Below are 13,791 nucleotides of genomic sequence, written 5' to 3'. Positions count from 1 at the left end.
CAAGCCGGTCCAATTCATGATCGATCCCTTCGGAGTGAGGTGTTCCGGCTGCCGGCTACGGGGCCGCTGATGACGGTGTCGGGGCTGGCGAGGCCACCAGGCCTAGGCTGCCGGTACGGGTCCGCTGCGGCGGCGATCGCGGCGGTGACCGCCGCCCCGTCAAGCGCGCGGGTGGTGACCCCCAGCCCGGACAGGGCCCGCACGGTGTCGTCGGCGCGGCGGCGAGCGGCATTCTCTCCCCGCTCCCCGGTGCCGGTTTGGGTGACGATGAGGACCTGTCGGCGCAGCGGATCCCGCCGCTTGGCGAGCTGGTCGAGGAACCGGGCGTGGTCGGCCGCCGCGTCCACGAGGGCCGGGTGCGGGAGGCCGTCCGCCGTCTGCGCCAACTTGCGGGCGTGGGAGTGCAGGTCGACCGGCTGCGCGGACACGACGATTTGCGTCGGCGTCGACAGGCTGTTGAGCCACCGGCCGAAGGTGTCGACCAGCGCGGCCTGCTCGTCCGGGGTTCGCAGGGCGAGGTTGACGTTGGTGGCGGCGACCATCGCGGCGCGGCTGCCGCCGAGGCGGATCTCCCCGCTGTCGGCGATCGCGTCGGCGGGCAGCTTCAACGGCGCGGGCAGCACCACGGGTCTCTTCGGGGCTTGCACCCAGTCCGGTGTCTTCGACGTCGTGTCGGTGGTCGACAGCGCTCGCGGTGCGCGCGAGTGCCGCACGGCGGCGAGCAGCCACACGTCCAGGGGCAGCCCGTCGCGGCAGCCCACGGCGATGCCGAACACCAGCCCACCCATGACGACAGCGGCGCCGAGCAGCACCGGCGCCGGCAGCAGGTCGTGTAGGGCCCGCCAGGCGCCGTAGAAGGCGAGGGCGGCGACGGCGAGGATGGCCAGCTGCCGGAACGTGAGCCCGTAAAGCACCTTGTCGGGCGCGTCGACGTCGGCGGGCATCCGCGCCCGCCCCGGCTCTGTGTCCCGGTCGCGCCCGCTCATCGGGTCACCCCTCGGATCCGGCCCAGGCCGGGTATCGACCGGGTGACCTGCTGCACCACGATCACCCGCACCGCCGCGCCGAGCATGTTCGCGCCCCCGCCACCGCCGCTGGTGGAGACGAAGCGGCCCATCAGGGCGGGCACTCGCAGCGTGGTCCACAGCATGACCATGACCACGAACAGGTTGATCACCCCGCCCGGCTCCACCGGCAGCCCGAGCACGGGCAGCAGGTGCTCCGGGTCGGTGAGCATCCACTGCCCGGCGTAGAGGGTGAACCCCTGCACCACCGGCACCGCGAGGATGCCGGCGTAGGAGCGCCACCACAGCCGGGCGATCGGATCGGTCTGCGGCAACGCGTGACAGGCCAGGGCCAGGGGGGCGAACGCGGTCAGCACCAGCACGACGGCGAACCTGACGATCACACTGAACGCGGTGCTCGCGAGCAGGACCGCGATGATGGCCACGCAGACGACGAACAGCAGCACCGCGGTCTTGTCCTGCCCGACGGTGATGTGAGCCTTGATCGCTCGCAGCGCACCGTCGCTGTCACCCTCGTCGGTGGTCAGGGCGGCGGTGAGGGCATTGGCGAGGTCGATGAGCGTGCCGCACCACAGCTGCGAGAAGTGAGCGGCAACGAAGCCGACGATCAACCGGGGTATGAGGTCCTTGACGGTGTAGCGGGAGCCCTCGCTGCCGCCAGCGGTCATGGTGAGCACGCCGGCGGCGACGAACGCCAGGACGAACACAGTGTCCACGACGAGGACCGAACGGCCGGTCAACGCCTGCACCTGCGGCAGCGCGGTGACGTTCGGGGTGACCAGCAGCGCGCTGCTGATCACCCCGATCAGCGCGTCCAGACAGGCCAGGATTGCCGCCGCCATCCAGTCGAGGATCTGATCGAGCAGCCAACCCATTGTCAGCCTCCGACGATGCCCTGGACGATGTCCAACAGCACCGGTGCGAGGACGGCCAGGCCGTAGCCGACCAGGGCGTTCTTCAGTGCGCCCTTGGCCTTGTCGACCTGGACGGGGTCGCCGCCGGCGGTGGCCCAGTACAGACCGGCCAGGACGAGGAACAGGGTGGCCAGGGCGGCGAGGATGCCCATCAGCCACGTCTGCAGGTTGCCGATCACGACCGGCAGAGAGTTCGCCGCCAGGTACACCGGCTCGCCGGTGCCGGCGAACGCGGCCGTGGGCACGGCCAGGAACACGACGATCGCGGCCGCCACGGCGGCGGCCCGTCCGGTGAAGCGGATGACGCAATGCTGGGGGAGGGCACGCAGGCGTGCCGGGACGCGGGACATGACTAGGTCACCTCCGGCCCCGCCGCCGTCACCAGGGGTGAAGCGGCGGGGCGCTAGTGGGCGGTCAAGGGGGACCGCCGTCGGGCGCGGATGACGGGACGTGCCACGAGTCGCACTGGCCTCGGGAGGAGCTCGTCCTCCCATGCGGGTTGCGGTGTTCGATGAGGTGTCAGCGCACCAAGCACTGCGCGGCACCCGAGGCGTCCAGCTCGCGGCGCGGCCCGACGATGTCCGGGCCCGACGGCGGGCGAAACCTTCGCGTGCCCGGGCTCAGCCGGGGCGTGAAGAGTTCCACCCTCAAACCCGCATTTGTGTGCTCTGGCGAACACGGTTCCCGCTCACAGCGGCTCACAGCGCCGCCCAGATGACTTCCACCGCAGGTCACAGCGGGGTTTCCGCTCCGCGATGTGGAACCGGTCTCCCGGGGCAAGCCCCCTTGTGGCTTCGGCGCAGAGTAAAGGGCCTGCGCCTAGAGCCGCTGTGAGTGCTTGTGAGCGTCCAGGGCCTACCAGCTGACCCGTTGTCTGTCCGGAAGTACGGGGCGCAGCGAAGGTCCGGGCGGTGAGGCGGACAGATCCGGTTCGACGAGGACCGAACAGCGGTGGACCCCGACACCGTGGTCGGGGTCCATCGTGGGTCAAGGATCGACCAGCCGAACGTCCTCGCCCGCGGGCGGTGTCACCGGCGAGGACGTTCACGGGGGAATGTGGCGGCACCGCCTTGACGCGGTGCGCAGCGGTGATTCAGGCGGCGAGGGCAGCCGTCGCGGGCGCCGTCAGCTTGCTTGCGGTGCGGCGGCTGGCCGTGGCGCGGCCGGTGCGGGTGGCGGCGCGGTGCTCGGCTTGACCGGCGAGCTCGCGGGCCGCCTGCTGACTGGTGACCCCGGTGAGCAGCCCGCTGGCGAGGGCGTCGGTGAGGCGGGTGTCGATGCGTCCCAGCCGCATGCGCAGCGCGTCGACGGTGATGCCGAGGCGCGCGGCGACCGGTTCGATCGCCCGCCTCCCGAGCCGGATGTCGATGTAGGGCTGCTCGTCCTCCCGGTCGAGGATGCCCAGGCCGACCGCCCGTTGGATGAGCAGGTCCGGGTGCCCGTAGGGCAGGGTGGGGGTGCGGGGACCGGTGACGTGGTCGACGTTGTCCACCGGCGTGTACTCGCCGGCCTGTTGGCGCAGGGCGTAGCCGGCCCGAAACGCCGCCCGACACAACGCCGCGTACGGGGCGCTGCGGGACACGTCGACCCGGTCGCGCAGCGCGGTCAGGAAGCCGGTGAGGACCTCTGCCCCGATGTCGTCCGGGTCGCCGGCATAGCCGGCGCACAGGTGATTGGCGTAGCGGCGCAGCGCCGGCATCGCCATCCCGACCGCGGCGATCACCCATGCAGGCCCGTCAAGGCGGGCGCGGCGCACCAGGTCCCGCCACACCTCGTCGCGCGCCATGTAGGCGCGCGGGTGCGCCAGGAGCCAGTCCCGCAGCGCCGGCAGTGTCACGACACCGCCGGGCAGGCCGGTGACACAGTCGTACATGTCAAGGTCGAGTGTCATCGGTTCGGGGTCGCAGGTCAGTGCCGCGAACGCGGCCTCGGCAGCCTCCAGCGGGGAGGCAGGCCAGTCGATGTCAGAGGCGGTCATGTCACAACCCTCCACGTCAACGAAGATCGTCGAATGGCGCCGTGGTGGGGTGTCGCGGCGCCGGGCAGGGGCCGATTACGACACGAGCGCCTCACAAGGCCCTGACAGCGCAGGTCGCGCCGCCTCTGACATTGCCGCGTCGGCGGTGCAGCAATCTCTGATACGCGAACTCTGACATCGACCGTCATCGCTGACAGCAGTGCGTGAGGCGGCCCGTGAGCTGTAGTGGGACATCGCGACTCCGGCCATGGCGTCGACTCTCCGTGCCCGGCGGGGAGGTGTCCGCCGACCGATGGCGGCGACGATGACAACGCCGACGATGACACTCACAGCCGCTCACAAGCGCTCACCACGACCTGCGTCAGGCCACAGTGACACGGTCGCACGCCGCAATGTCACACCGGTCGCCCGTTGATGTCATCGCGGCGTCTACCGCTGTCAGGACGGGCAGGCATCGGGGCGGTGTCACCGGGGATGTCATCGGCGGCGATGTCATGACGCGGCCAGCGACGCCGCCGCCCGCACCTCCCGCGGCAGAGGCTGAGATGTCATAGGTAACCAGCTATGCCACGGGTGCGGGTGTCCCTCATGAGGTGCAGGCCGACGGAGTCCTGCTTGTCCGGCGACCTGTACGTCGACCGTCTGGCGGCGACGGATGACCATGTCAAGTGATCTCCTCCTCCCGGTTGACCCCCAAGGCCCTGTACGGGAGCATGCGGTGACGGGCAGCGGAGTCCGTCGATGCGATCGGTCACGGGGGTCGGGCTCGTGGGCACAAGATGCGTGGGGGTGACGCGGGCCCGGGCGGCGACGGCGGCATTGCTCGTCTTGCTCTGCGCCGCTTGCACCAGCGGGCACGAGACACCCCGACGGCCAGGTAATATCGGTGCGACGAGCGCGACGGCCAAGCCCTCCCCGTCTGCCGAAGCTGACCGGTATCAGATCCTGCGCCGACCGTGGGCCATCGCCCCTCCGACCGCCGGGGAACGCTGCCCGGTCACCCGGAACCGCGAGCAACCCGATCCGCGACTGGCTCCCCTGTGGGGGACCGGCCAGGCCAGGCCAGCCCTGGCCCCAGGCGGCGTCCTCGACTACCGCGACGCGGGGGACTGGAGAGACAACACCTGGGGCGGGGCGAAGATCCTGTGGGCCGTCGACCCGACGGTGACCGGCTTGGTGCTGATCCGCGGCAAGCGGCTCGATGGCCCGGGCGAACTGGCCTTCGAGGATCCCGCCATACCGGAGCTACGTATCGATGCCGACAAGTACCAGGGGCTGTCCGGGGGGTGGAAGGACTATCCGAGCTTCACCCGGCTGCGGGCGCCCGGGTGCTACGTCTACCAGATCGATACGGCGCAAGGTACGTCGACAATCGTCTTCACCGCCCGCGGCCCACGTGTGTAATGGGGCCGCCTCCCCCGGCAGCGGCAGTTGACCATCACCTATCACCTGCCCAACGAATGTGGCGGTGTGCGTCTGCCTCGGTACAGGACCGGGCCAGAGCGAAGCTGGTGCTGGGCTCCATCACCGATGAACACCCGTACATCGAGCTGATCTGGGCCGACGGCGGATACGCCAACAGCGTCGAGGCCAGCCTCATCGACTGGGCCGACCAGGAACTGGGCATCCGGCTGGAGATCGTCAAACACAACGACGACGTCAAAGGGTTCCAGGTCCTGCCGCGCCGCTGGGTGGTGGAAAGGTCATCTACCTGTCGTGGGGCGAGATCGATGACACCGGCACGTTCACGATGTTCCGGCGGGCCACACTGCGGCTCGACGGTGTTGACGCCACCACCGCGCATGCTGCGGCCGCTGCCGGCAGCCTGACGGCGAGGCCCGGGCTCACCGACGCCAAAGGACAACCTCTGCGCGCCGCCGTCCGGCCGCCGAAGGTCACCTGGTCCACCACCTAGCTTCCACGCTGGTGCCGACCACACAGCACACGGGGACGGCGAGATTCATCGGGTCTGTCGATGATCGGGGCAGAACAGACCGGGGCAACTCTGGTGGGACAACCGCTGGGCTGGGCCAGCTTAGCTGCGACACGCCCAACCTCACCCCTACGCGAATCGGGGCGGTGTGAGCGGCTGTGAGTCGCTGTGAGAACGGGGGGCGTTCGCCAGAGCACACAAACACGGGTTTGAGGGTGTCAGCGCACTGCCCGCGCGGCGCGGAGCCGACATCACATGAGCGAGCACACGCCGCAGCACCACGACCCCACCCGCCCCGTCACCCCGGACCACTCCGGCGCCGACCCGACCCTGACCGACCTCGTGGCCGGCGACCCGCCGGTTCCGATCACCGTGTGGCGTACCGCCCGCACGGCCGCCGACACCGGCCGCACCATCGGCGCCCGTCTGGCCTACCGCCTCGTGGCCGCCTACAGCCGCCCCGGTGACACGGTCGTCGACTGCACCGATGACCACGCCCTCGGCGCTGCCTGCCTGGTCGGGCGACGCCGGCACCACCCCGGCTGGTTCACCGAAGGACCGAGCTTTCTCATCGGCCCCGCCACCCGACAGGCCGACCCGGACCCGTCGGACGAACAGGACGACAACGGTGACGTGCCGGAAATGGGCGCCTGGTTCGGTGACGACCTCACCGACCCGTCCGACGCCGACCCGGCCAACGGCGCCTCACCGGAGGCAACCGGCCTGGTAGTCGCCTCCTGGCCCTTGGACGCGAACGAGGCCACGAACCGGGTGCGGCTGGCCCGTCTGCTGACGGCCTGCGCCCGGCTGCTACGCCCCGGCGGCTGCCTCGTGCTCATCGTCGCGGTCCCCGCCGGCACGATCGCCACCCCGGAGGACTTCAGCCCTCTCGCCACCGAGGCGGCAAACGTCGGACTGGGCTACCTGCAGCACATCGTCGCGGTCACCGCCGACACCGATGCCGACGCGTTCGTCTACCACGTCACCGACGAGGAGCTCCTCGCCCTCGCCCGCGACACCTCCGGGCAGCAGTGGACGCTCACGCACCACCGCGTCCACGCCGACCTATTCGTGTTCACCACCGGGTCCGCCACCGGGCCGTCGGCGCGGCGTCGCCGGGAGAGCGGTGAGCGCCGTGGTTGAGCATCCCACCACCCACGGGCCCGACGAGCCGGCACCGCCGGATGCCAGTGGCGGCCGGCACCGCGCCGCCGCCGGCGGGCGTCGCGCCTACGAGGGTCGGCACCGCGAGGACGAGGGACAGCAGCACAGCATGGCCGGGCCCGAGGGTCTATCGGTGTGGGCGACCGCCCAGCGCACCGGACCGGTGCAACGCCGAGGCCGCTACGTGCCCGAATCGGTCAAGCACCCGGCACGGATGCTGCCCGCGATCGCCGCCCACGCCGTCACCGCTTACACCCACCCCGGGGACCTGGTGCTCGACCCGATGTGCGGCATCGGCACCACCCTGGTGGAGGCCGTTCACGCCGGCCGCGACGCCATCGGCGTGGAGTACGAGTCCCGCTGGTCGGACATCGCCGACGCCAACATCACCCACGCCCACGCTCAGGGAGCCACCGGCAGGGCAGCGGTGATACGCGGCGACGCGACCCGAATCCTGTCGCTGGTTCCCGCCGCCCTCGCCGGCCAGGTGGCGCTGGTGGTGACCTCACCGCCGTACGGGCCGACCGTCCACGGCCTCGTCCGTCCCGGCGCGGACGGGGTGGCGAAGTTCGACAACGCCTACAACGACGGCACTGACCGAGGCAACCTCGCCTACCGCGACCTCACCGGCCTCGCCGACGGCTTCGCCCAGATCCTGGCCGGCTGCCACGCCCTGCTGCGCCCCGGCGGCGTCGTCGTGGTCACTGCCCGGCCGTGGCGCAAGAACGGCCAGCTGGTCGACCTGCCGTCCGCGGTGATCGGGGCGGGCATCCGCGCCGGCCTCACCCCGGTCGACCGGTGCGTCGCCCTGCTGGCCGCTGTCCGCGACGGGCAGCTCGTCGCCCGACCGTCGTTCTTCCAGCTCCAGCAGGTCCGCCGCGCCCGCACCGCGGGCACGCCGATGCACCTGATCGCCCACGAGGACGTCCTCGTGTTCACCAAGACACCGAACGCCGTGAGTTCCGGCGAACCCAAGTGCTCTCACGGCGAATCCCGGTGCCCTGGCGATCGGCGCCGTGTGGGCACAGGGGCGCCACCTGAGTGCAAGGGGCCGGCCGGGTGAGCGTCGGTGAGAAGTTCGCGGGCGTTGACCACGGCCCGCCCCGCACCCAACCCAGACAGACCGCCACGGCAAACCGGTCCTCGCACCACCTTCGTGGATTGGCTCATGGGCCTCCCGCCGTCGTGGGTCACCGAACCCACTCTCGGACTGCCGCGCACCGCGGCACTGCGCGTGCTGGGCAACGGCGTCGTCCCCGCCCAAGCCGCAGCCGCAGCCGCACTACGAATCCCGCTCTGTCCCCACCGCCACACCTGATGACCTGCAGGGCCGCTCCGCCTCTAGCTGCAGCGGCCCGTGTCGACGCAGAAGAGGCCGGTATGCCTCCGGCACCCAGCTGCGTGCGGGGTCCTCGCAGAAACCGGGACCCCGCACGCACGGAGCCGACCGATTCCTTCACGCACCACGGCCACCGAGCCGCCTTCAGCCTGAGGAGTTCTCGTTGCCCTCCAACCGCCACGGTCCCACATCGATCCGGCTTGGCTCGTGACGCTGCTGCCACAACCGTGCCCGGTCAAGTAGCGGCAGGCTGCGGCCGTGTTGGCCGACGGTGGGAGGCCATCGATCCTCCCCAACCACATCAACCGGCAGGCCCGGCTGGCCGGCGTGCGGTGGTATCGGCGGCCTCCTTGAACACCTGGCGCAGACGCCTGATCGGTGGCACGCCTGACACGCCGGTGTCGTCCCGGTAGAGCCGGCACGCCATCCCCGGACGGCAGCCGGGTTCGGCAAACGGGTCCCGGCCGTCGATCAGGACGCTGGGTGAGCCGAGGAAGCCAAGCCGCTCGGCCTCGGCCCCGCTGGTAACCACCCGAGTGGTGATCGGCACCGTCGACAGGCCCACCTCGTCCAGCGCTCGGCGCAGCCTTAGAGCGGCAGGCCCTTCGTTCGGGCAGTCCTCGACGACCAGCAGCTGTACCTCCACCCGCCCATCGTGCCCTTCCGTCGGCGGGTCGGCCAATACTCCGGCAGCCGCGACAACCTTGGCAGGTCAGGGCATGCGGGGGTTTGATCCGACGGGGTCCCACCGCAGCGCGGTCGCTGTACACAGCTGCAGCAGGTGGTCGATTCGCCGCCGCCTCGGGCAAGGTGCGGCAGCTGATCTGGGTGACTCCCACGACCAGCGCGCCGTCCAGCAGCACCCTTAGCGTGACTGAGAGGGAATACGCGAGATGTCCGGGTACGCGGTTGAGAGTCGCCTCGGCCAGCTACCTTTCCGCGTTGCGGATCAGCGGGTTGGGCTCGTGGTGGGACGAGTGTGGGGGAGCAGGTCGCCGCGGGCGTGGTCGGGTATGTCGCGGTCGGTGTGGTCGGCGTGAAAGAGCGCCTCGGCGAGCAGAGCCTGCACGTGGACGTCCGCGGCGGAGTAGTAGACGAAGGTGCCTTCGCGGCGTCCCCGTACCAGTCCAGCGAGGCGTAACTTGGCCAGGTGCTGGCTGACGGCAGTGGGGGCGGCACCGACTAGCTCGGCGAGGCATGCCACCGACGACTCACCCTGCAGCAGGGCCCAGAGGATCTTGATGCGGGTCGGGTCTGCAAGTAGCCGGAAGCCCTCGGCTGCGAGGTGGACCTGCTCGTCGTTGGGCATCTGAAAATCCGGCAGCGACGTGTGCACCCGCCCAGCCTAGCCCTAACTCCTTGGCTGCCTTCCTAGCTGATTAAGTATCTGCGAAGTCATGCAGGTAACTTGTGTGGCGTGACGCTGACGATCGACACCACCCCGGGCGCGACGTCCACCGCGCGCGTGCCTCAACGGTGGAGTGCCCGGCTGTGGTCCCTCACCGAAGTGCGGTGGGCGGCCGCTGCCACCGTGCTGTTCGCCCTAGGTGCCGTCGCGCAGCTCGCACACGCCCCGGCGCTCCTGTGGTGGACGCTGTACCTCGCCTGCTACGCGGTCGGCGGGTGGGAGCCGGCGCTGGCCGGGTTGCGGGCACTGCGCGAAAAGACTCTGGACGTGGATCTGCTGATGATCGTGGCGGCGATCGGCGCGGCCGGCATCGGGCAGGTATTCGACGGGGCGCTGCTGATCGTCATCTTCGCCACCTCCGGCGCGCTGGAGGCGTTCGCCACGGCGCGGACCGCCGACTCGGTCCGCGCGCTGCTCGACCTCGCCCCCGAACGGGCCACTCGGGTCCACGACGACGGCGCCGAGGACAGCGTCGACGCCGCGGACCTGACCGTCGATGACCTGATCCGGGTCCGCCCGGGGGAGCGTATCGGCGCCGATGCCCTCGTGGTCGACGGCGCGAGCGACGTCGACCAGGCCAGCATCACCGGCGAACCGTTGCCGGTAGCCAAGCAGCCCGGAGACGAGGTGTACGCCGGCACCGTCAACGGCGCGGGCACACTGCTCGCCCGGGTGCATCGCCCGGCCACGGAGTCAGTTGTCGCCCGCATCGTCGCCCTGGTCGAGGAGGCATCAGCGACCAAGGCCCGCACCCAGCTCTTCATTGAAAAACTGGAGCAGCGCTACTCGCTTGGCGTGGTCGTGGCAACCCTCGCCTTGTTCGCCGTCCCCTTGGCGCTCGGCGCGGCGCTGCAGCCGACGTTGCTCCGGGCGATGACCTTCATGATCGTCGCGTCACCGTGCGCGGTGGTGCTGGCGACCATGCCGCCGCTGCTGTCGGCCATCGCCCTCGCCGGCCGGCACGGCGTGCTGGTCAAGTCCGCCGTGGTCATGGAACAGCTCGCTGACACCGACATCGTGGCCTTCGACAAGACCGGCACCCTCACCGAGGGCACCCCCCGCATTGCGGAGATTCACCTCGTCCCCGGCGGCGACCACACCGAGGACACCCTGCTGCGACTGGCCGCAGCCGCCGAGCATCCCAGCGAACACCCCCTGGCAGCCGCCGTGCTCGCCGCCGCCCGTGACCGGGAACTGACCGTCCCTGCCGTCCACGACTTCGTCTCCACCCCGGGCCGAGGTGTCACCGCCACCGTCGACGGGCGACGGATACAGGTGGGCAGCCCGTCCCTGCTCGATCACCTTGCACACGACTCGCAGACGCGGGCCTTGGTCGACACCGCGCAGGCCGGGGGTCGTACTGCAGTGGTGGTGATCGTGGATGACGTGCCCGCCGGGGTGCTGGCCCTCGCCGACCGGGTCCGTCCGCAAGCCGCGGCCACGGTAACCGCATTGACCGCGCTCACCGGTGCGACGCCGGTGTTGCTCACCGGCGATAGCCCCGGCGCGGCCGGTCGCCTCGCCGCCGAGGCCGGCATCACCGATGTCTACGCGGGCCTGCTGCCCGCTGACAAGGTCGCGCGCGTACGCGCCCTGCAACGCGACGGGCGGCGAGTCCTGCTGGTCGGCGACGGCGTCAACGACGCCCCCGCCCTCGCCACCGCCGACACCGGCGTGGCCATGGGCCAGCACGGCTCGGACCTTGCGCTGCAGACCGCCGACGCGGTTCTGGTCCGCGATGACCTGCCTACCCTGCCCGCCGTCATAGCTCTGTCCCGCCGCGCCCGTCGACTGGTCACCGCCAATCTCGTCATCGCCGGCACGTTCATCACCGTGCTGGTCGCCTGGGACCTCTTCGGCCACCTGCCGCTGCCCCTCGGTGTCGCCGGGCACGAGGGCTCCACCATCATCGTCGGACTCAACGGCTTGCGGCTGCTGCACTCCCGCGCCTGGCACCGCGGCCAGAATGGCCGGTCAGCCGCAGCGCCGGACGGGAGAGGCCGGCGGCTAGGCCCTGCAGCCTGACCGTAGGCCGGGCTGCTGCGGCAACAGCACGGCTACGCCGCCCGGGGTTGATTACGCAGCCCGCCACTTCGCACAGGCGGCCGCCCTGCCGCCCAATGGGTCCGACCGCAGGAGCGCTGCTCGCCAAGGTGCAGTCCGGAGTGACCGTCGAAATTGTCGGCGCTACCGGCGGCGTCGAACCTGATTTGGTCCCTCTGCTCGCCAACGCGAAGGAACGAGTGATCCCTACCGCGACCACCGTCGGTGGCGGCATCCTGCGAGCCGTCGGCGCCGGACGAGAGACCATCGGCTACGTCAGCAACCGGGGGACACCTGCCTGCGCATGACCGTCTTCCGGTCGGACAGATCGAGGCCATCGTAAGGTAGAACAACTCCGATGGGATGTCATCTCCCTTCCGTTTGGCTGCTTCGGCGCGCACCGATACGCCGATACCAGGGGACCGCGACGATCATGACCACCAGTCCGACGGCAGCGCCGAGGCCAAGGCCGGTCAGCAGCGACATCGACGACTTCTTTTCGTCGGGGGTGACCAGGCGGCCGACGGAAGCATTCGGAGAGAGAGCGAAGCCCCAGTCGAGCAGGGCTATCGCCTCCCCCAGACTCCCCAACGGCGCGGTCTCCGCCCCGAGCAAGGTCACCGCGAGCCGTCGACCGTTGCGTTCGGCCACACCGACGTACGTCTGCCGGGCCAGTTGGGTGAAGCCGGTCTTCCCGCCCAGCATTCCCTGGTACCGGTCGAGCAGGGTGTTGTCGTTGTCGATCTCCAAGGCCGGCGTTCCCGGTTGTGCCGGTACCGTCGCCACCCTGGTTTGCATGTATCGCCGGAAGTCCTCCCGGGCGAAGGTGGTGCGCGCGATGAGTGCGAGGTCATACGCGCTTGTGTACTGATCGGGGCCGTCCAGGCCCGACGGCGTCGCCGCGTGGGTCTGATTCGCGCGCAGCCGACGCGCTTCGGCGTTCATTGCGTCGACTCCGCCCTGCCTACCGGCGCCGCCTCCGCCAACGCGGGCCAGCACGTTGGCCGCGTCGTTTCCCGACCTGAGCAAGAGCCCCAGCCACAGGCTCTCGACCGAATACCTGCCGCCCTCGACCACACCCATCAACGAACTGCCCGGATCGAGATCCTGCAGATCCTCCCGTTTCACCTCGACGACCTCCGCTGGGTCGAGGCGGGGCATCAAGGCGGCCACCAGGAGCAGCTTCTGAACGCTGGCTGGCGTTCGGCGCTCGTGCGGGCCACAGCCGCCGAGGACCTCACCACTGTTGAGATCCGCCACGAGCCACGAGGTGGCGGTCACGCCCGGCGGCGTCGGTACGTCTGGAGGGCTGGCCAAGCCGGATGTGGCCAGCGCATCCCCTCCGACTTTCCGCTCGGCGGCATCAACAGGTGGTGGAGACGGTGTGTCTGGCGGTTGCATCGGCGGCTCAACGGCCGGGCATGGGACGGCCGCCGCGGCTGCCGCCCGCATTGGTGGCATGACCGCCGCGGCGGGCACCACCAAAGCGGCACTCAACGTCATCGCTGCCACGCGCCAGGTAGTCACGTAAATGCACGGTAATCGTCATCAGAGTGCGTGCGGTCAAGTTTGCGAAAGTGATCCCGACGGCAGTGAGAATTGCTGCAGTCGCAGCCGGAGAATGGGCCTTTGGTCTAACTCATGTCCGATCACAGGCCAATTCTGCTGGCAGGGTCACCCCGGCTGGTATATCCCGTCACAGGCGTTCGCAGTCGGTTACACCCTCTTGCTCGCCCGCCGATCTGGGCATCCTATTGCGGCGTCATCGCGGCGGCCAGTCCGATTGATGTCATCCTGGCGCTCCCTGCCCTGCCTGGCGCCGCGCTAGGAGGAAGACGCAGCTTATAGGTGGGACGAACCCGGCCCGGGGTTCGAGCGCGAAGGGTGGCCGGGCTGGGCGAAAAACGCCGGCACCATCGTCCTGCAAGACCAAGGCGGGCATAGGAGGACAGTAAGTTCATTCTTCATCCACGAGGCGACTTCGGGG

At 70.2% G+C, this 13,791-nt stretch carries 14 protein-coding genes; 7 read left to right on the top strand and 7 right to left on the bottom strand.

Annotated features, from left to right (window positions below):
* Nucleotides 1–14 precede the first annotated feature (14 nt).
* The 4 genes from ACTWLT_RS09835 to ACTWLT_RS09820 form a co-directional block, all read right to left on the bottom strand.
* Nucleotides 15–986, bottom strand: a complete 972-nt coding sequence (locus ACTWLT_RS09835) for a PrgI family protein (RefSeq protein WP_445318030.1) — start codon at nt 984–986, stop codon at nt 15–17.
* Nucleotides 983–1,900, bottom strand: a complete 918-nt coding sequence (locus tag ACTWLT_RS09830) for a TrbL/VirB6 family protein (protein WP_445318029.1) — start codon at nt 1,898–1,900, stop codon at nt 983–985. Before ACTWLT_RS09830 ends, ACTWLT_RS09835 begins: the two co-directional genes overlap by 4 nt.
* Nucleotides 1,901–1,902: 2 nt before the next feature.
* Nucleotides 1,903–2,289 carry a pilin gene (locus ACTWLT_RS09825; RefSeq protein ID WP_445318028.1) on the bottom strand — a complete coding sequence of 129 codons (387 nt, stop codon included), beginning with the start codon at nt 2,287–2,289 and terminating at the stop codon, nt 1,903–1,905.
* A 743-nt stretch (nt 2,290–3,032) separates the two neighbouring features.
* Nucleotides 3,033–3,917, bottom strand: coding sequence for a hypothetical protein (locus tag ACTWLT_RS09820; RefSeq protein ID WP_445318027.1), 885 nt, complete (start codon nt 3,915–3,917; stop codon nt 3,033–3,035).
* A gap of 789 nt (nt 3,918–4,706) precedes the next feature.
* Between ACTWLT_RS09820 and ACTWLT_RS09815 the strand changes: the two genes are divergently transcribed.
* The 5 genes from ACTWLT_RS09815 to ACTWLT_RS09795 all read left to right on the top strand — a co-directional run bounded on the left by ACTWLT_RS09815 (nt 4,707) and on the right by ACTWLT_RS09795 (nt 8,077).
* Entirely contained in the window at nt 4,707–5,321 is a 615-nt protein-coding gene (locus ACTWLT_RS09815) for a hypothetical protein (protein WP_445318026.1), read from the top strand.
* A complete protein-coding gene (locus ACTWLT_RS09810) occupies nt 5,321–5,746 on the top strand; it encodes a transposase (protein WP_445318025.1) in 426 nt (141 codons plus the stop codon). Before ACTWLT_RS09815 ends, ACTWLT_RS09810 begins: the two co-directional genes overlap by 1 nt.
* The gene (locus tag ACTWLT_RS09805) at nt 5,668–5,832 is read left to right on the top strand and encodes a DUF5990 family protein (RefSeq protein ID WP_445318024.1); all 165 of its coding nucleotides are present in this window, start codon (nt 5,668–5,670) and stop codon (nt 5,830–5,832) included. Before ACTWLT_RS09810 ends, ACTWLT_RS09805 begins: the two co-directional genes overlap by 79 nt.
* 273 nt (nt 5,833–6,105) lie before the next feature.
* Nucleotides 6,106–6,993 (top strand): hypothetical protein, encoded by an 888-nt coding sequence (locus ACTWLT_RS09800; protein WP_445318023.1) that lies wholly within the window; start codon nt 6,106–6,108, stop codon nt 6,991–6,993.
* Entirely contained in the window at nt 6,977–8,077 is a 1,101-nt protein-coding gene (locus ACTWLT_RS09795) for a TRM11 family SAM-dependent methyltransferase (RefSeq protein WP_445318022.1), read from the top strand. The genes ACTWLT_RS09800 and ACTWLT_RS09795 overlap by 17 nt, the downstream gene beginning before the upstream one ends.
* 577 nt (nt 8,078–8,654) lie before the next feature.
* Here ACTWLT_RS09795 and ACTWLT_RS09790 read toward each other — a convergent pair.
* Both ACTWLT_RS09790 and ACTWLT_RS09785 read right to left on the bottom strand, forming a co-directional pair.
* Nucleotides 8,655–8,999: a hypothetical protein gene (locus ACTWLT_RS09790; protein WP_252418196.1), complete on the bottom strand. Its 345-nt coding sequence runs from the start codon at nt 8,997–8,999 to the stop codon at nt 8,655–8,657.
* A 303-nt stretch (nt 9,000–9,302) separates the two neighbouring features.
* Nucleotides 9,303–9,662 carry an ArsR/SmtB family transcription factor gene (locus ACTWLT_RS09785; RefSeq protein WP_256483074.1) on the bottom strand — a complete coding sequence of 120 codons (360 nt, stop codon included), beginning with the start codon at nt 9,660–9,662 and terminating at the stop codon, nt 9,303–9,305.
* A gap of 108 nt (nt 9,663–9,770) precedes the next feature.
* Here ACTWLT_RS09785 and ACTWLT_RS09780 point away from each other — a divergent pair, with 108 nt between their 5' ends.
* Together ACTWLT_RS09780 and ACTWLT_RS09775 are read left to right on the top strand one after the other, a co-directional pair.
* On the top strand, nt 9,771–11,786 hold the full coding sequence (locus ACTWLT_RS09780; protein ID WP_374558759.1) for a heavy metal translocating P-type ATPase: 2,016 nt from the start codon (nt 9,771–9,773) through the stop codon (nt 11,784–11,786).
* Between the two features lie 140 nt (nt 11,787–11,926).
* A complete protein-coding gene (locus ACTWLT_RS09775; protein WP_252418194.1) occupies nt 11,927–12,112 on the top strand; it encodes a hypothetical protein in 186 nt (61 codons plus the stop codon).
* Nucleotides 12,113–12,170: 58 nt separating this feature from the next.
* Here the strand turns inward: ACTWLT_RS09775 and ACTWLT_RS09770 are convergent, their stop codons facing one another.
* Complete coding sequence (locus ACTWLT_RS09770) at nt 12,171–13,331, bottom strand: D-alanyl-D-alanine carboxypeptidase family protein (protein ID WP_374558757.1); 1,161 nt, start codon at nt 13,329–13,331, stop codon at nt 12,171–12,173.
* Nucleotides 13,332–13,791 lie beyond the last annotated feature (460 nt).

The sequence above is a fragment of the Micromonospora yongxingensis genome (genome assembly GCF_052601155.1).
This window is presented reverse-complemented; position numbering and strand designations above follow the sequence as displayed.